Origin of the sequence: Streptomyces camelliae, from assembly GCF_027625935.1 — a bacterium.
Classification (GTDB): Bacteria; Actinomycetota; Actinomycetes; order Streptomycetales; family Streptomycetaceae; genus Streptomyces; species Streptomyces camelliae.
Window position 1 is genome coordinate 5,817,732 of record NZ_CP115300.1, and the last position, 15,502, is coordinate 5,833,233.

Here is a 15,502-nt window from a genome sequence, read left to right on the forward strand (position 1 = left end):
GGGCTCACAGGACGTCCTCCTCGGTCACGGCGTCGGGCGCCTCCGGTGCGGACTCGCCCGGCGGGCCGCCGTGCGTCCACGGGGTCTGCTCGGGGTCGGGCAGCTTCGGGCCGCCGCGCTGTTCGTGCTCGAAGAGCGTGAAGCAGATCCGGTCGCCCTTCTCCGGCACCGACCCGGGCTCCGGCTCCTTGCCGCGGCCCATCTTGTCCAGCACGCGCAGGACCAGGACGCCCTCGGCCTCCTGCCCGACGAACTCCGCCGACTGCGGCTTGCCGGCCAGCGAGCGGTACACCTTCACCCGCTCCGCCAGCTGCGGCAGATCGTCCGTGCGGACCGTCACCAGCGGGCGCGGGCTCGGCCGCTTGCCCTCGCTGTACGCCATGACGACGTCCAGCACCTCGCCCGCGAACGCCTCCCCGGCCAGCCGACGCCCCGCCATCACCAGCGGGTCGTCCAGCGCCTCCTGCGCCTCCAGCCGGGCCTGCTCGCGCTCGCGCGTGGCCAGCTTGTTCGCCGCCGTCACCGCGTCGTCCCGGCGCGGCTGCGGAGGCTCGCCGGCCAGCACCCGGTCCCGGTGAGCGGTGAACGACCAGCGGTCCCGGATCCAGCGCTCCTCGGCATGCGCGCCCTCCGGCAGCGCCCGCAGCAGGTCCAGGCCCCGCCACACCGCGTCCCAGGTGGGCCGGGTACGGCTCTCCACCAGGTCGCGGATCTCCCGCTCGGCCGCGGTGAGCGCGGCCAGCCGGTCGTCGGCGGCCACGGGGTCCTCGGCGGCGGCGAGGGCGGCACGCGCGCGGTCGTAGCGCTCGATCGCCGGGGCCAGCAGCCCGTTGTCGAACGCCGGGTCGGTGGCGGGGCCGGCCGGCGGGCACAGCAACTGGCCGTCGGCGTCCCGCGCCAGCTCCGCCACGCGCGCGGCCTCGGCGCCGGTCATCCCTTGGGGAGGGTCGATCCAGGCGAGCAGCGCGCCCAGGTGCTGGTCCTCCAGGCTGGACTGGCCGGTCGCCCAGTGCCGGGACAGCACGTCGGTGAGGGCCAGCAGGAGCGAGGAGCCGGGCACCCGGGCCCGCTCGCCGTAGTGGGTCAGCCAGCGGCCCAGCAACGGGATGTGCGGCGGCGCCGGATGCGGCGCCTGAGGGTCCTGCTCGGCCGTACGGCGAAACCGCATCGAGCGGCCCAGCAGCCGTACGAAGTCCAGGCCCGTGCGGCTCGGCACGATCAGCTGGGGCGCGTCCGCGCACAGCTCCACCTCGACCTTGACCCGCTTGCCGGTCTCCGGGTCGGTCTCGGTGCGCTCGGCCGCCTCCACCGCCTGCGCGTGCGCGTCGATGTACGGCAGGATCACCTCGGCCAGGTCGGCGAGGAAGCCGAACCGCAGTTCGCGGTCGCGGGGCTGCGGTACGACCAGCAGGCGCGGCTCGTCCCGGTCGGTGCCGACCAGCGCGCCGAGCGGGGCGCCGGTCTCGCCGGCCGTGGTGAGCGGCACGAACACCAGCGGGCGCTCGGACAGATGACGGTGCCGGACGGTCGCGAGGGGCTGGGCCCGGCCGCTGTCGACGGCCTCCAGCCGGGCCAGGGTGGTGATCAGCGACACGCGGCCACCTCCGCCCCCGCCCGTGCCTTCGCGCTCTCCAGCGCCTCGGCGCGCAGGGCCGCCGCCCGGCGCAGGGCCGCCACCGCCGGGTCGTCCGGGTCGCCGCTGAAGCCCCGGGCCGCCGCGAGGACCTCCTCGACCGTGGCCAGACCGCCCAGTTCGGCGCGCAGCGGCCGGCCGAGGCGGGTGACGGCGCCCGCCTCACGCGCGAGTTCCCGGCAGTGGAAGGCCAGTTCGCACGCCGACAGACACTCCGGCGCGTACGTCGCCGGCACCGCCGCCACCGCCGCCGTCAGCTCCTCGGCACTGCGGTCGGGCGCGAAGCACGTGCCCTCGGGCAGGGCCTCGGCGATCTCCTCGATCCGGGTGAGCCGGGCCAGCTGGCGGGCGGTGACCGCGCGCTGCTTGCGCACGTCCACGGCGGAGGCGGCGGCCAGGTTGGAGAAGTCCTTCGGGCACACCAGCAGCACCCGGTGCCGTACGACCGCAGCGCGGGTGCCGCCATGGGCGCTTTGCCTCCGGGGACCCCCGTCCCCCTCGGCACCGGCGTGCCCCTCCGGCTCCGCACCGATGCGCTCGGCCACCTCCTCCAGGGCCAGCACGTACACCGCCGCCTGGCGGGCCGCCGCGCCGACCTTCGCCGGGTCCGCCGCGCCGTCCAGCATCGGGAACGACTTGATCTCCACCACCGACCAGCTGCCGTCGGGGTGCACCACGACCGCGTCCGGCTCCAGGAACGCGAGCGAACCCGCCACGTCCAGCGCCAGCATCGGATGGTCGAGCAGCGTCCAGCCGCCCGCGCGCGTGGCCTCGCGCAATGCCAGCGCCGTACGGGCCGTACGCCCCTCGGGGCCGTGCGCGGTCAGGTCGGGTACGGCGGCCGCCTCGGGCGGCTCGGCGCCCGGGTCGAGGCGGGCGTGCGCCAGGCGCAGCAGCTCCGCGCCGCCGTCCGCCTTCACCCGTGCCTCGAACGCGTTGCCCCGGGTCAGCGCGAACTGCGACTGCCCGAAACCGGACGGCGCGCCCAGCGCGCCCGCCAGCCGCACCTTGTCCACCCCGGCGCCGTCCAGGATCGCCCGCCGGCGGCACCCGGGGTTCGCGGCGAGCGCCGCGAGGGCGCGCGCGTCCAGGGCCTTGGCCGGTACGTCGGGACCGCGCAGCTCAGCGAGCCGGTGCCGCAGCGTCTTCGCCCTCGTCGCTGGGGGAGGCGTCCGCTGCGGACCCGGCGTCGGGCTGGGAGGCGCGCTGGCGTGGAATTCGCTCACCCGCGGAAGTCTGGCATCCGCCACTGACAATCGGGGGAACCGTGGCGCCCGCGACGGCCGTGGAGCGCGGGAACAGGCGGGCCCGCAGCCGGTCCAGGCCCCGCATCACACGCGGCGCCAGCAGGTGACCGACGCCCATCACGGCGACGCCCGCGACCGCGTCCAGCAGGTAGTGGTTGGCGGTTCCCATGACCACCAGCGCGGTGCCCAGCGGATAGGCGACCCCGAGGATCTTCGCGACGCGCGTGCCCCCGTGCCGCCACAGCATCACCCCGCACCACAGCGCCCAGCCGACGTGCAGGCTCGGCATCGCCGCGTACTGGTTGGTCATCCCGCCCAGGCCGCGCGGCGCGCTGGCCTCGCCGCCCCACCAGCCGTAGGAGCTGTAGTACGCCATGGTGTCCACGAAGCCGTGCCCGGCGGACAGCAGCCGGGGCGGGCAGGTCGGCAGCAGCGTGAAGCCGATCAGGCCGATGAACGTGGACGTCATCAGCCAGGTGCGGGCCCGCCGGTAGTGCTCGGCGCGGGCCCGGAACAGCCAGATCAGGATGGCGGGCGTGATCAGGTAGTGCAGCGAGGCGTACCAGAAGTCCGCCGGCACACCGAGCCAGGCCTCGCGCGTGAACAGGCGGTTGAGCGGGTGCTCGGCGTTCAGGTGCAGCGCCTTCTCGATGCGCAGGATCGCCAGACCGTGGTCGACGGCTGAGGCGACGTCACCGCGCGCGAGCAGGCGGCCGGCCGAGTAGCAGCCGTAGACCAGGAGGATCAGGGGCAGCTCGGTCCACCAGCGCAGCCGGGTACGCGGGACCGCCTCGGTGCCCGGTGTCTCGGTCTGCGGCATCCGATCGCCCTCCCCCTTGTCGTACTGTGCGGTGCGGTACGCCCCGACGGGCGACCGTGCCACTTTACGGTGTCCGTACATCGCCCACGCGGGCGCTCCCTCGTCGCTTGAGGGCGACCCGAGCGTTCGCCCAGGCACGCGCCCGCGCGGGCGCTCAGCCCTCGAAGACGCCGAGATCGCCCACCGGGTTGCCCGGGTACGCGGTGAGCGATGATGGAGGGGTCCCCTTCGCATCCGGAAAGGTCTCCCATGGCACCGCGCATCCTGCTGGCCCGGCACGGACAGACCGAATGGTCACTGTCCGGCAAGCACACCGGCCGGACGGACATACCGCTGCTGGAGGAGGGCCGGCGCGGGGCCAAGCTGCTTGGCGAGCGCCTGCACCGGGCCCCGCTGGACGGCCTGCCGGACGTGGAGATACGCACCAGCCCGCTGGTACGCGCGCGTGAGACGTGCGAACTGGCCGGCTTCGGCGACCGTGCCACCACCTGGGACACGCTCATGGAGTGGGACTACGGCGCCTACGAGGGCCTCACCCCGGCCGAGATCCACGCCCGGCGGCCGGGCTGGCTGATCTGGCGCGACGGGGTGCCCGAGGGCGAGACCATCGCTGAGGTCACCGCGCGCGCGGACGAGGTGGTCTCCTGGGCGCGCTCGGCCGACCGGGACGTCCTGATCTTCGCCCACGGCCACATCCTGCGCTCCATCGGCGCCCGCTGGCTGGGCCTGCCGCTGGACTTCGCGGCCCGGATCCGCCTGAACCCGACCTCGCTGTCCGTGCTGGGCTGGGCCTACGGGGAACCGGCGATCGAGAGCTGGAACGACTTGGGTCACCTGGTCGCCTAGCCGCGGCGCGACTGCCGAGGGGCCGTCAGACCCGGCCCGTTCTCGGCACGGAAGCATGCCGGTCCAGAAACTCGGAAACCCCGGACGCCCGCCGGTGCGGCAGCAGAACACGCGCCGTACCGGCCAACATGCCCTGGATGCGCGAGGACTGGACCTGGTCCAGCAAGGTGAGTACGCGCAACCCCGCCTGCGCCGCCTCGTCGGGACGGCCTTCGCGCGCGAGGTCGTCGGCCAACTCGGCCGCATAGAGCGCGATGTTGCGCGTGAAGTGAGGATCCTGCAGCTCGGTCGCGCGATACGCGTGCCGTGACGCCCGCCGCCAGTCGCCCAGCGTGGACCAGCACTGCGCCTCCAGCCCCTCCAGCTCGGCCTCGCCGTAGAAGCTCATCCACTCGGGGTCGGCGTCCGAGTGGCCGCGTGCGAAGAAGGCCTGGGCCCGGGCGAGGGCCTGCTCGCAGCCGGTGCGGTCGGCGAGCCCCGCCCAGCCGCCCGCCTCGCGCAGCGCGAGCAGCGACATCAGGCGTGCGGAACCCAGGGGCGCGGCCGCGCGCTGGGCGGCCTGCGCGGCGCGGACCGCCTCCCGGGGCCGGCCGGCGTCCCGCGCCAGGAACGCGGTGTTGCAGAAGGCGTGCGCCTCCAGGCCCGGATCCCCGGTCATCCGGGCCGTTGCCAGCGCCTCCGCGTAGTGCGAGCGGGCATCGTCGAAGCGGCCGGAGTCATGGGCCAGCCAGCCCACGGAGATGGCGAGTTCACCGGCGCCGGAGTGCAAACGGTCCGCGGTGGTCTGCCGGGTCGCGCCGGCGTCCAGGAGCGCGTAGGCCGCGCGCAGCGGAGCCGCCGCGCGCCGGTAGAGCCCGTCCGCGCCGTGCCGGTCGTCGAGCAGCCGGATGCGGCGGACGGCCTCCTCCAGGGCGCTCGCCTCGGCCGTGCCGGGCCGCCCGGGCCGCCCGACCGCGGCCGCGGCGTCCATGGTGGGCCCCAGCGGGGCCAGCGTGACGGCGGCCACCGTGGCGCCTCCGCCGGTCATGAATGCGCGACGCAGCACGTCGCTCTCCTCGTGGTTCAGGTGGTGGTTCTCGTACGGCTCGTGCGGGTCATACGGCTCGTGCGGGACGTACAGGTGGTGCTGGTCGTGCGGGTGGTGCGGGTCGTACGCGTGGTCCGTGTCGTCCCGCGGGTCATACGGATCGCACGCCCCCCGTGACTCACCGGACGGGTCCGCGGCCGGGCGTGCCGCCCGGCCGCGGACGGACGAGCGGGGCGCGAAGCCGAGGTCGGTGAGCGTGCGGCCGGGGAACATGTGCAGGAACACCCGCTCGTACGCGTAGTTCGGGCAGCGGATCTCGCCCGCCTCGACCCTGCCGACGTAACGCGCGTCACAGCTCACCCGCTCACCGATCTCGCGCGCGGCGCGCCGTACGAGCGCCGCGAACTCGGCCGGTGAGCGCCTGCCGCGCAACTGCCGGAAGGCGAGGTTGGGCCGCAGTGGCCGGTCGGGCTGTGACGAGGTCACGGTTGACGACGCCATGGCCGGGTCCTCTCGTGCGAACCGTCGAACCGGGCATGAACGTACCTGCTGTGACGGACCCGCCACGCGGTGTTTGGCTACAAACCGGATATCTCATCCACGATCTGCCATGAAGTGCCATCCTTTGCGGCGCACTTGTGCCGTAGCCGTTGACGCGCTCGCGCGTTGGAGAGGTTGGACCGCAACAGTGCTGTGTGGTGGAGGCCGGGATGGAGACCAGCCAGAGCAACGAACGCTGTACGTCGCCGTCGTCGGACGCGGGGGGCGGCGCGGACGCGGCGGCGTGCGACCTCGTGACGGTGCCCGCCCGGCAGGGACTGGAGGCGGTCGACATCCTGCGGCGCGGCTCCGGCGACACGATGGGACCCGTGCTGCACGACGACGGCTGCGGCACCCTCGGCTTCCTGGTCCCGGCCGGCACCGCGGCCTGCTGGGACGTCCCGGGCAGCACCTGCACGGAGACCGACGGGCGCGGCATGCGACTGACCCCCGAGCCGCCGGTGGAGGGCTCGGACTGGCTGCTGCCCCCCGGCGAGGCCGACCTCGCCACCGACCCCGTGGTGCTGCGCAGGGCGCTCGGCGAGGCGGCCCGGCTGATCGAGGCGGCCGACAGCCGCCGGTGAGGCACCCGGCCCCGGCACCTGCGAAAATGGGCCGATGGGCAGGTCGAGGAGTACGCGGAGCACGAAGGACACCGGGCGCACCCGGCGCGGACCGGCCGCCGTGGAACCCGTCGTGGAGGCCGTCGACGGCGGTCTCGCCCAGCTCGTCCCCGATCCCGACCGCAGCCGGGCCTGGACCCTGCTGATCGACGGCGCCCCGCAGTCGCACGTCGACCTGGACGACCCGGCGTATCTCTCCTTCGAGTACCAGCGCCGCCTCGGCCATGTCATCGACCTCGTCGCCCCGCCCGGCAAGCCCGTGCACGCCGTGCACCTCGGCGGCGGCGCGCTCACCCTCGCCCGGTACGTCGCCGCCACCCGGCCCCGCTCCACCCAGCAGGTCGTCGAGCGGGACGCGAGCCTGGTCCAACTGGTGCGCCGGGAGCTGCCGTTGGATCCGAACGCCCGGATCAGGGTGCGGTCGGTGGACGCGCGCGCGGGGCTCGGCAAAGTCCCCGACGGCTGGGCGGACCTGATCATCGCCGACGTCTTCAGCGGCGCCCGCACCCCGGCCCACCTCACGTCCACCGAGTTCCTGGACGAGGTCCGCCGCGCGCTGCAGCCCTCCGGGGTCTACGCCGCGAACCTCGCCGACGGCCCGCCGCTCGCGCATCTGCGCGGCCAGATCGCCACCGCCGCCGCCCGGTTCGCGGAGCTCGCGCTGATCGCCGACGCGGCCGTGCTGCGCGGCAAGCGCTTCGGCAACGCGATCCTCGTGGCCTCGGACGCCCCGCTCCCGCTCGCCGAACTCACCCGCCGCGCCGCCTCCGACCCCCACCCGGCCCGCCTCGAACACGGCAAGCCGCTCCTGGACTTCACCGGCGGGGCCGTACCCGTGACGGACGCGGCGGCCGTGGCGTCGCCGGCGCCGCCGCCGTCGGTGTTCCGGTAGGCCGGTCCCTCAGTAGTTACCGACCTCCACATGCGGCGGCCCGTCGTGCCAGGTGCAGAACACCGACACCCGGTCCGTGCCCCGGCTGAACTCCACCCGGATCCAGGTGTCCGTCTTCCACACCTGCATGGACCAGCCGGCCCCCGGTGTCGCCGAGACGAACGTGGCGCCGGCCGCGCCCAGGTCGAACACCGCCCGGCCGCCGTCGGTGTCGTACGCCTTGACCTGGCCGGAGGCGGCGGAGGAGGCCGTGGCGGACGGGCTCGGGGTGCGGGCCGGGGTGTGCGACGGCGTGGGGGCCGGGCGCGGTGAGCGCGGGCGCGAGGGGGTGGGGGAGGCGGACGAAGGCGGTGGGGGCGCGGGCGTCGACGCCTGGTCCTTCGCGTCGGCCGCCGTGACGGGCAGGGCGCGCGGCGGGTCGTACGCCGTCCCGGCCATGACCGTGTGCACACCCCACCACGACAGGGTGACCGCCGCTCCCGTCGCGAGCAGCCACGCCATCACCGGTACGAGTCCTCTGCGCATCGCGGGCCATACTGCCTCACCACCCACACGGGTTGTCCACAAGCCCCGAGTTGTCCACAGGCCCGAACGGGGTCCGCCGGCATGGCGTACGGTGCGGCGCATGGCAAGTGTGCTCGTGGTCGAGGACGACCAGTTCGTACGCTCGGCGCTCATCCGGCATCTGACCGACGCCGCACACACCGTGCGCAGTGTCGGTACGGCGCTGGAGGCGCTGCGCGAGGTCGCCCATCTCCGCTTCGACGTGGTCGTCCTGGACCTCGGACTGCCGGACCTGGACGGCTCCGAGGCCCTGAAGATGCTGCGCGGCATCACCGACGTGCCGGTCATCATCGCCACCGCCCGGGACGACGAGACGGAGATCGTCCGGCTGCTGAACGCGGGGGCGGACGACTATCTGACCAAGCCGTTCTCGGTCGAGCACCTGTCCGCCCGGATCGCCGCCGTGCTGCGCCGCGCCCGGTCCGCCGGTGCCGAGCCCCCGGCCTCCCCGGTGCTCCGGGTCGGCGGCCTGAGCGTCGATCCGCTGCGCCGCCAGGCCGAGCTGGACGGGGTCCGCCTCGACCTCACCCGCCGGGAGTTCGACCTGCTCGCCTTCCTGGCCGGCCGGCCCGGGGTCGTCGTCCCGCGCAAGGAACTCCTCGCCGAGGTCTGGCAGCAGTCCTACGGCGACGACCAGACCATCGATGTGCATCTGTCCTGGTTGCGCCGCAAATTGGGGGAGACGGCCGCTCAGCCGCGTTATCTGCACACCCTCCGGGGTGTCGGCGTGAAGCTCGAACCCCCGGCGGCTCCTCCTGCGGACGGGGTGCCGGTGCGATGAGGTGGGCCCTGGTCAAGGTGTGCCTGGCGGTCACCACGATGGTCGTGGTCGCCTTCGCCGTGCCGCTCGGACTGGTCGTCAAGGAGATGGCCCGCGACCGGGCGTTCGCAGGCGCCGAGCGGGAGGCCGCCGCCGTCGCGCCCGCGCTGTCCATCACCACCGACCGGGACAAGCTGGAGCGCGTGGTGGCCTCGGCCGGCGCCGACTCCGGGATGGCCGTGCACCTGCCCGCCGCCGATGGCCGCCCCGCGCTCGACCTCGGCAGACAGCGCGCCGCCGGTCGTGACATCGCGGCCGTACGGAGCATGGGCCGGGCCTCGACGACCTCCGTCCCGGGCGGCTCCGCCCTGCTCCAGCCGGTCGCGCTCGGCTCCGGCACCATCGCGGTCGTCGAGGTCTACGTCCCCGAGTCCGAGGTCACCCATGGCGTCGGCACGGCCTGGGCGGTGCTCGCGGCCGTCGGTCTCGCGCTGATCGTCGGCTCGGTCGCGGTCGCCGACCGGCTCGGGGTGCGCATGGTGCGGCCCGCGCAGCGGCTGGTGCGGGGCGCGCACGAACTGGGCGAGGGCAAGCTGGGCTCCCGGGTGCCGGAGGACGGCCCCACCGAACTCCGGCTCGCCGCCGCCGCGTTCAACTCCATGGCCGACCAGGTCGTGCAACTGCTCGCCAACGAAAGGGAGTTGGCGGCAGACCTCTCCCACCGTCTGCGTACTCCCCTCACCGTCCTCCGGCTGAACGCGGCCTCCCTCGGCGCCGGTCCGGCCGCCGAGCAGACCCGGGCCGCCGTCGCCCAGCTGGAGCGCGAGGTCGACACCATCATCCGTACGGCCCGGGAGGCCAAGCCGCAGACGGCCGCGGCCGGGCCCGGCGCCGGGTGCGACGCGGCCGAAGTGGTGCGCGAACGCATGGAGTTCTGGTCCGCGCTCGCCGAGGACGAGGGCCGGAAATGGCGGGTGGCCGGCGTCGAGAGACCGGTGCGGACACCCGTGGCCCGCGCCGATCTGGCCGCCGCGCTCGACGCCCTGCTCGGCAACGTCTTCCGGCACACCGCCGAGGGCACCGCCTTCGCGGTCGACGTGCACAACGGCGAGGACGCGGTGATCGTGCTGGTCTCCGACGCGGGCCCCGGCATATCCGACCCGGACGCCGCGATGGCCCGGGGCCGCGGCTCGGGCAGCGCCGGCTCGACCGGACTGGGCCTCGACATCGTGCGCCGGCTCGCCGAGTCCACCGGCGGGGACGTGCGCATCGGCTCCTCGGTGCTGGGCGGTACCGAGGTGCGGATCTGGTTCCAGCTGGACGGACGCCGGCCGGTCGGGCGGGGACACCGCGGCGGTGTGCGCCGGCGCCGACCGGGCAGACCGGTCCCGACTGGTCTCGACCATTAACCGTCCCCGATCCCTTCCTTAAGCGCACCCTAAGGTCTGCAACGACCGTCCCGATCAGGCCGTTTGTCCGATTCCGGCTCGCTAGCGTGCTGCCGCACCCCACCCCCGTGAGCATCGAAGGCAGGCAGGCGCATGAGCACGCACCGGCGCAGGATCAGTGGCAGGAACAAGGCGATCGGCGGCCTCGTGGCCGCGGCCGTCGTCGGCGGCGGCGCGGTCCTGCTCACCGGCACCGCGAACGCGGCCGGGGTGAACGCCGCGTACACGAGGACCAGCGACTGGTCGACCGGCTACACCGCCCAGTACGTCGTCACCAACAACAGCGGCTCGCAGGAGAAGAGCTGGACGCTGGAGTTCGACCTCCCGGCGGGCGCCAGGCTCAGCTCGCTGTGGAACGGCGAGTCGAGCGTGAGCGGTTCGCACGTCACCGTGCAGCCCGCGAAGTGGGACACCGAGGGCCTTGCCCCGGGCCAGTCCGTGACCGTCGGCTTCGTGGTCGACGGCAGCGGCGCCCCGACCGGCTGTCGTATCGACAACTCCCCGTGCTCGGCGGACGGCGGCCCCACCCCCGAGCCGAGCGGCCGCCCCACCGAGACCCGGTCACCGTCCCCGGCCCCCACCCCGACGGCCACGAAGACCACCACTCCCACCCCCACCGCCGGCCCCACGACCGGCACCGGCACCGGCACCACCGCCTCCGCCGGCTTCGCCCCCTACGTCGACACCTCGCTCTACCCGGCCTTCGATCTGGTCGGCGCGGCGGACGCGACCGGGGTGAAGAACTACAACCTCGCCTTCATCACCGACGGCGGCGGCTGCACCCCCAAGTGGGGCGGCGTGACCGACCTGACCAGCGATGCCGTGGCGGCGCAGATCGGCGCCCTGCGGGCCAAGGGCGGTGACGTCCGGGTCTCCTTCGGCGGCGCCTCCGGCTCCGAGCTGGCCACCACCTGCTCCTCGGCGGACGCGCTGGCGGCGGCGTACGGCAAGGCGATCGACGCGTTCAAGCTGACCAAGGTCGACTTCGACGTCGAGGGCGGCGCGCTGCCGAACACGGCGGCCAACACCCTGCGGGCGAAGGCGATAGCGAAGCTCCAGGCGCAGCACCCGGGCCTGGACGTCTCCTTCACCCTGCCGGTGATGCCCGAGGGCCTCACCCAGGACGGCGTGAACCTGGTGTCGAACGCCACGTCCAACGGCGTGAAGATCTCCACCGTCAACATCATGGCGATGGACTACGGCGCCTCGTACAACGGCGACATGGGCGACTACGCCCAGCAGGCCGCCACCGCCACCCAGGCCCAGATCAAGGGCGTGCTCGGGCTGTCCGACTCGGCCGCGTGGAAGGCCGTCGCGATCACTCCGATGATCGGGGTCAACGACGTCTCCGCCGAGATCTTCAAGGTCGACGACGCCACCCAGCTGGTGAACTTCGCCAGGTCCAAGGGCCTCGGCGGGCTCTCCATGTGGTCCGCGGCCCGCGACAAGCAGTGCGCCGGCGGCGCGAAGAACTCCGCCGACCCCACCTGCAGCTCGATCGTCCAGGCCCCGTTCGCCTTCTCGAAGGCCTTCGGCGCCTTCAACTGACCCGACGCGTGAGTGATCGACGGCGGGCCCTTTCCCTGCTCCCTTGGAACGGCGAGGCGTGGCCCGCCCCCACGACGGGCCGCGCCCCCGTCTGTCAGGTGGCCGAGTCCGCAGGCGACAGCGTCCCCGTCCGGGCCACCTCCCCGTACCACCGGGCACTCGACTTCGGGGTGCGCTCCAGCGTCGCGTAGTCCACGTACACCGCGCCGAACCGCTTGCCGTAGCCCCACGCCCACTCGAAGTTGTCCATCAGGGACCACAGGTAGTAGCCGCGCACATCGGCGCCGTCGGTGATGGCCCGGCGGACCGCCGCGAGGTGGCTGTGCAGATAGGCGATGCGCTCGGGGTCGTGGACGCGGCCGTCGGGGTCGGGCTTGTCGTCGTAGGCCGCGCCGTTCTCGGTGACGTACAGCGGCAGGCCCGGGGCCTCGCGCGTGTAGCGCATGATCAGGTCGTACAGGCCGCTCGGGTCGATCGTCCAGCCCATCTCCGTGCGCTCGCCCGGCGTCTGGTGGAACAGCACGTCGTCGGCGCCCGGCCAGGGGGAGTGGTCGCTGGCGCCGTGGCCGTCCGCCCGCGGGCCGGTGACGTCGCCGGACGCGGCCGAGACCAGCGTCGGGGTGTAGTAGTTCAGGCCCATCGCGTCCAGCTCCGCGTTCGCCGTGCGCAGGTCGCCGTCCAGGACGTACGACCAGTCGGTGACCGAGGCCGTCGCCGTGAGCAGCGACTCCGGGTAGGCGCCGTGCAGCATCGGGCCGTGGAAGACCCCGTTGGCCAGGTCGTCGATCCGGCGGGCCGCGGCCAGATCGGCCGGGTCCTGCGAACGCGGCCGTACCACCGAGGAGTTGAGGCTGACGGCGATCTGGTTGCGGGCCGGCATCACCGAGCGCAGCGCCGACGCCCCCAGCCCGTGCGCCAGGTTGAGGTGGTGGGCGGCGCGCAGCGAGGCCACCTGGTCGGTGCGGCCGGGGGCGTGGACGCCCGAGCCGTAGCCCAGGAAGGCGCTGCACCAGGGCTCGTTGAGGGTGATCCACTGCTCCACCCGGTCGCCCAGTGCCTCGCCGACGATCTGCGCGTACTCGGCGAACCGCAGCGCGGTGTCCCGCTCCGGCCAGCCGCCCGCGTCCTCCAGCTCCTGCGGCAGATCCCAGTGGTAGAGGGTGAGCGCCGGCTTGATGCCGTGGGCCAGCAGCTCGTCCACCAGCCGGCGGTAGAAGTCCAGGCCCCGCTGCACCGCCGGGCCCCGGCCCGTCGGCTGCACCCGGGGCCAGGACACCGAGAAGCGGTACGCGGTCAGGCCCAGCTCCGCCATCAGCGCCACGTCGTCGCGGAAGCGGTGGTAGTGGTCGACGGCGATGTCACCGGTCTCGCCGCCGGCCGTCCTGCCCGGCGTATGGCTGAAGGTGTCCCAGATGGAGGGGGTACGGCCGTCCTCCCGCACCGCCCCCTCGATCTGGTACGCCGAGGTCGCCGCACCCCACAGGAAGGCGGGCGGGAAGGTGACGGAGGAGACAGAGTCAGGCATGGAAGCGCTCCCAAAAGAGGTCGTGGAAGACCGGCCGAGTGAGGAGAAGAATGAGGGAGCCGGGACGGCGGTGGCCCGGCCCCCGTCAGCGCGATCGGGTGCTCAGCCCTTGACCGCGCCCTGCATGATCCCGCCTACGATCTGCTTGCCGAAGATCGCGAACACCAGCAGCAGCGGCAGCGTGCCGAGCAGCGCGCCCGCCATGATCAGCGACTGGTCGGGCGTGTAGCCGCGGCCCAGCGCGGAGACCGCGACCTGCACGGTCGGATTGCCGTTCTGGGTGAGCACCAGGAACGGCCACAGGAAGTCGTTCCAGGTCTGCACGAACATCAGCATCCCGAGGACCGCCATCGCCGGCCGCGCCGCCGGGAACACCACGTGCCACACCACGCGCCAGCTGCTCGCGCCGTCCACCCGGGCCGCCTCGATGATCTCGTCCGGCAGCGCCTGCATCAGGTACTGCCGCATGAAGAACACCCCGAACGCGCTCACCAGCGACGGCAGGATCACCGCCTGCAACTGGTCGGTCCAGTCCAGCTTGGCCACCATCATGTACAGCGGGATGATGCTGAGCTGCGGCGGCACCATCATCGTGCCGATCACGATCAGCATCATGGCGTTACGGCCCTTGAACCGCAGCTTGGCGAAGGCGAACCCGGCGATCGTGGACAGGAAGACGATGGTCCCCGCCGAAACGCCCGCCACGAACGTGGTGTTGACGAACGCCTTGCCCAGATTGGCGTCGTTCCAGGCGACGTTCAGATTGTGCGCGAGATTGGACCCGAACCAGAACGGCGGCGGGGTCTCGGCCAGCCGGTTGTTGTCGCGGGACGCGGCGATCGCCGTCCACACCAGCGGGAACAGCGAGCCGATCGAGAACAGGACCAGGACCGCGTAGGCGAGGGGACCCGCGTGCAGCGTCCCGCCGGCCCGCGCCGCCTTCGGCCGCCGAAGCCGCCCGGGCTCCTTGTCCGTCGCCCCGGTGGTCGGGGTCAGGGTCGTCGTCACGGCCGTACTCCTAACTACTCTCGCGCAGGCGGCGCGAGATGACGTAGTTGACGATCCCGATCACGATGAGGATCAGGAACATCGTCCAGGCGATCGCGGAGGCGCGGCCCAGGTGCTGGTTGACCCAGCCCTGCTCGTACAGGTACAGGCCGAGCGTCTGGAACTGGTGCTCGGCGCCGCCGGAGGCACCCTTGTTGGCGTCGAACATCAATGGCTCGCCGAACAGCTGCGAGGCGCCGATCGTCGACACGACACAGGTGAACAGGATCGTCGGGCGCAGCTGCGGCAGTGTCACATGGAAGAACTGCTGCCAGCGGTTGGCCCCGTCCAGCGCCGCCGACTCGTACAGGTCCTGCGGGACGGCCTGCATCGCCGCCAGGTAGATCAGCGCGTTGTAGCCGGTCCAGCGCCAGACCACGATCGAGGAGACCGCGATCTGCGAGGGCCACTTGTCGTTCTGCCAGTCGATGTGGCCGCCGCCGACGAAGTGCAGCGCCCAGTTGATCATGCCGTAGTCACGGCCGAAGAGCAGCACGAAGACCAGCGAGGCCGCGGCGATCGACGTCGCGTACGGCGCCAGCATCACGACCCGGAAGAAGGTCGAGGCACGCAGCTTGTAGTTGAGGATGTGGGCGAGCCCCATCGCCATCGCCAGCTGCGGGACGGTCGAGATGATGCCCATGGTCAGGGTGTTCTTCGCCGCGTTCCAGAAGAAGTCGTCGTCGAAGATCCGGGTGTAGTTGTGCAGCCCCGCCCACTTCATGTCGGTGGGCGCCGTCAGCTCCACCGTGTGCAGCGAGGCCCAGCCCGTGTAGATCAGCGGGAACAGGCCGAAGGCGACGAAGAGGAGGAAGAACGGGGAGACGAAGGCGTACGGACTCCAGCGCATGTCCCGCTGCCAGCGGCGGGACATGCGCGCCCGCCGGCGCTCGTCCGTCGTCCGTACCACCTCGGGGCGGGCCGGGGCCGCGCCCCCCTCCTTCGCGAGGGGCGCGGCGGTGTCGTGCCGGGTGGCCATGCC

The 15,502-nt window shown here is 73.3% G+C and carries 14 protein-coding genes; 6 read left to right on the forward strand and 8 right to left on the reverse strand.

Annotation, left to right across the window (positions count from 1 at the left end):
* Positions 1-4: 4 nt before the first annotated feature.
* The 3 genes from O1G22_RS26650 to O1G22_RS26660 are packed head-to-tail and all read right to left on the reverse strand — an operon-like array spanning position 5 to position 3,700.
* On the reverse strand, positions 5-1,594 hold the full coding sequence (locus O1G22_RS26650; protein WP_270083621.1) for a hypothetical protein: 1,590 nt from the start codon (positions 1,592-1,594) through the stop codon (positions 5-7).
* A complete protein-coding gene (locus O1G22_RS26655; RefSeq protein ID WP_428986407.1) occupies positions 1,585-2,859 on the reverse strand; it encodes a hypothetical protein in 1,275 nt (424 codons plus the stop codon). The genes O1G22_RS26650 and O1G22_RS26655 overlap by 10 nt, the downstream gene beginning before the upstream one ends.
* Positions 2,756-3,700 carry a phosphatase PAP2 family protein gene (locus O1G22_RS26660; RefSeq protein WP_270086553.1) on the reverse strand — a complete coding sequence of 315 codons (945 nt, stop codon included), beginning with the start codon at positions 3,698-3,700 and terminating at the stop codon, positions 2,756-2,758. The genes O1G22_RS26655 and O1G22_RS26660 overlap by 104 nt, the downstream gene beginning before the upstream one ends.
* Before the next feature lie 249 nt (positions 3,701-3,949).
* Here O1G22_RS26660 and O1G22_RS26665 point away from each other — a divergent pair, with 249 nt between their 5' ends.
* A complete protein-coding gene (locus O1G22_RS26665) occupies positions 3,950-4,546 on the forward strand; it encodes a histidine phosphatase family protein (protein WP_270083622.1) in 597 nt (198 codons plus the stop codon).
* Positions 4,547-4,571: 25 nt separating this feature from the next.
* On the opposite strand, the gene O1G22_RS26670 is transcribed toward O1G22_RS26665, so the two are convergent.
* Positions 4,572-6,074 (reverse strand): NsdA family TPR-like regulatory protein, encoded by a 1,503-nt coding sequence (locus tag O1G22_RS26670; protein WP_270083623.1) that lies wholly within the window; start codon positions 6,072-6,074, stop codon positions 4,572-4,574.
* 209 nt (positions 6,075-6,283) lie between these two features.
* Here O1G22_RS26670 and O1G22_RS26675 point away from each other — a divergent pair, with 209 nt between their 5' ends.
* On the forward strand, positions 6,284-6,697 hold the full coding sequence (locus O1G22_RS26675) for a hypothetical protein (protein ID WP_270083624.1): 414 nt from the start codon (positions 6,284-6,286) through the stop codon (positions 6,695-6,697).
* 34 nt (positions 6,698-6,731) lie between these two features.
* The gene (locus tag O1G22_RS26680) at positions 6,732-7,628 is read left to right on the forward strand and encodes a spermidine synthase (RefSeq protein ID WP_270083625.1); all 897 of its coding nucleotides are present in this window, start codon (positions 6,732-6,734) and stop codon (positions 7,626-7,628) included.
* A gap of 9 nt (positions 7,629-7,637) precedes the next feature.
* On the opposite strand, the gene O1G22_RS26685 is transcribed toward O1G22_RS26680, so the two are convergent.
* Positions 7,638-8,153, reverse strand: a complete 516-nt coding sequence (locus O1G22_RS26685) for a hypothetical protein (RefSeq protein ID WP_270083626.1) — start codon at positions 8,151-8,153, stop codon at positions 7,638-7,640.
* A gap of 100 nt (positions 8,154-8,253) precedes the next feature.
* Between O1G22_RS26685 and O1G22_RS26690 the strand changes: the two genes are divergently transcribed.
* The 3 genes from O1G22_RS26690 (at position 8,254) to O1G22_RS26700 (ending at position 11,948) form a co-directional block, all read left to right on the forward strand.
* Entirely contained in the window at positions 8,254-8,973 is a 720-nt protein-coding gene (locus tag O1G22_RS26690) for a response regulator transcription factor (RefSeq protein ID WP_270083627.1), read from the forward strand.
* The gene (locus O1G22_RS26695; RefSeq protein ID WP_270083628.1) at positions 8,970-10,361 is read left to right on the forward strand and encodes a sensor histidine kinase; all 1,392 of its coding nucleotides are present in this window, start codon (positions 8,970-8,972) and stop codon (positions 10,359-10,361) included. Before O1G22_RS26690 ends, O1G22_RS26695 begins: the two co-directional genes overlap by 4 nt.
* Before the next feature lie 132 nt (positions 10,362-10,493).
* Entirely contained in the window at positions 10,494-11,948 is a 1,455-nt protein-coding gene (locus O1G22_RS26700) for a glycoside hydrolase family 18 protein (protein WP_270083629.1), read from the forward strand.
* A gap of 94 nt (positions 11,949-12,042) precedes the next feature.
* Here O1G22_RS26700 and O1G22_RS26705 read toward each other — a convergent pair whose 3' ends face one another.
* From O1G22_RS26705 to O1G22_RS26715, 3 genes are all read right to left on the reverse strand, one after another.
* Positions 12,043-13,473, reverse strand: a complete 1,431-nt coding sequence (locus O1G22_RS26705) for a GH1 family beta-glucosidase (RefSeq protein ID WP_270083630.1) — start codon at positions 13,471-13,473, stop codon at positions 12,043-12,045.
* Between the two features lie 102 nt (positions 13,474-13,575).
* On the reverse strand, positions 13,576-14,481 hold the full coding sequence (locus O1G22_RS26710; protein WP_270083631.1) for a carbohydrate ABC transporter permease: 906 nt from the start codon (positions 14,479-14,481) through the stop codon (positions 13,576-13,578).
* Between the two features lie 10 nt (positions 14,482-14,491).
* A complete protein-coding gene (locus O1G22_RS26715; RefSeq protein WP_270086554.1) occupies positions 14,492-15,499 on the reverse strand; it encodes a carbohydrate ABC transporter permease in 1,008 nt (335 codons plus the stop codon).
* Between the last annotated feature and the right edge of the window lie 3 nt (positions 15,500-15,502).

Bases quoted from the DNA above. Each gene is read 5' to 3' on its own strand.
- O1G22_RS26670 (WP_270083623.1), bottom strand. From the start codon at position 6,074: ATGGCGTCGTCAACCGTGACCTCGTCACAGCCCGACCGGCCACTGCGG.
- O1G22_RS26715 (WP_270086554.1), bottom strand. From the start codon at position 15,499: ATGGCCACCCGGCACGACACCGCCGCGCCCCTCGCGAAGGAGGGGGGC.
- O1G22_RS26685 (WP_270083626.1), bottom strand. From the start codon at position 8,153: ATGCGCAGAGGACTCGTACCGGTGATGGCGTGGCTGCTCGCGACGGGA.
- O1G22_RS26690 (WP_270083627.1), top strand. From the start codon at position 8,254: ATGGCAAGTGTGCTCGTGGTCGAGGACGACCAGTTCGTACGCTCGGCG.
- O1G22_RS26675 (WP_270083624.1), top strand. From the start codon at position 6,284: ATGGAGACCAGCCAGAGCAACGAACGCTGTACGTCGCCGTCGTCGGAC.
- O1G22_RS26660 (WP_270086553.1), bottom strand. From the start codon at position 3,700: ATGCCGCAGACCGAGACACCGGGCACCGAGGCGGTCCCGCGTACCCGG.
- O1G22_RS26695 (WP_270083628.1), top strand. From the start codon at position 8,970: ATGAGGTGGGCCCTGGTCAAGGTGTGCCTGGCGGTCACCACGATGGTC.
- O1G22_RS26700 (WP_270083629.1), top strand. From the start codon at position 10,494: ATGAGCACGCACCGGCGCAGGATCAGTGGCAGGAACAAGGCGATCGGC.
- O1G22_RS26665 (WP_270083622.1), top strand. From the start codon at position 3,950: ATGGCACCGCGCATCCTGCTGGCCCGGCACGGACAGACCGAATGGTCA.
- O1G22_RS26705 (WP_270083630.1), bottom strand. From the start codon at position 13,473: ATGCCTGACTCTGTCTCCTCCGTCACCTTCCCGCCCGCCTTCCTGTGG.
- O1G22_RS26680 (WP_270083625.1), top strand. From the start codon at position 6,732: ATGGGCAGGTCGAGGAGTACGCGGAGCACGAAGGACACCGGGCGCACC.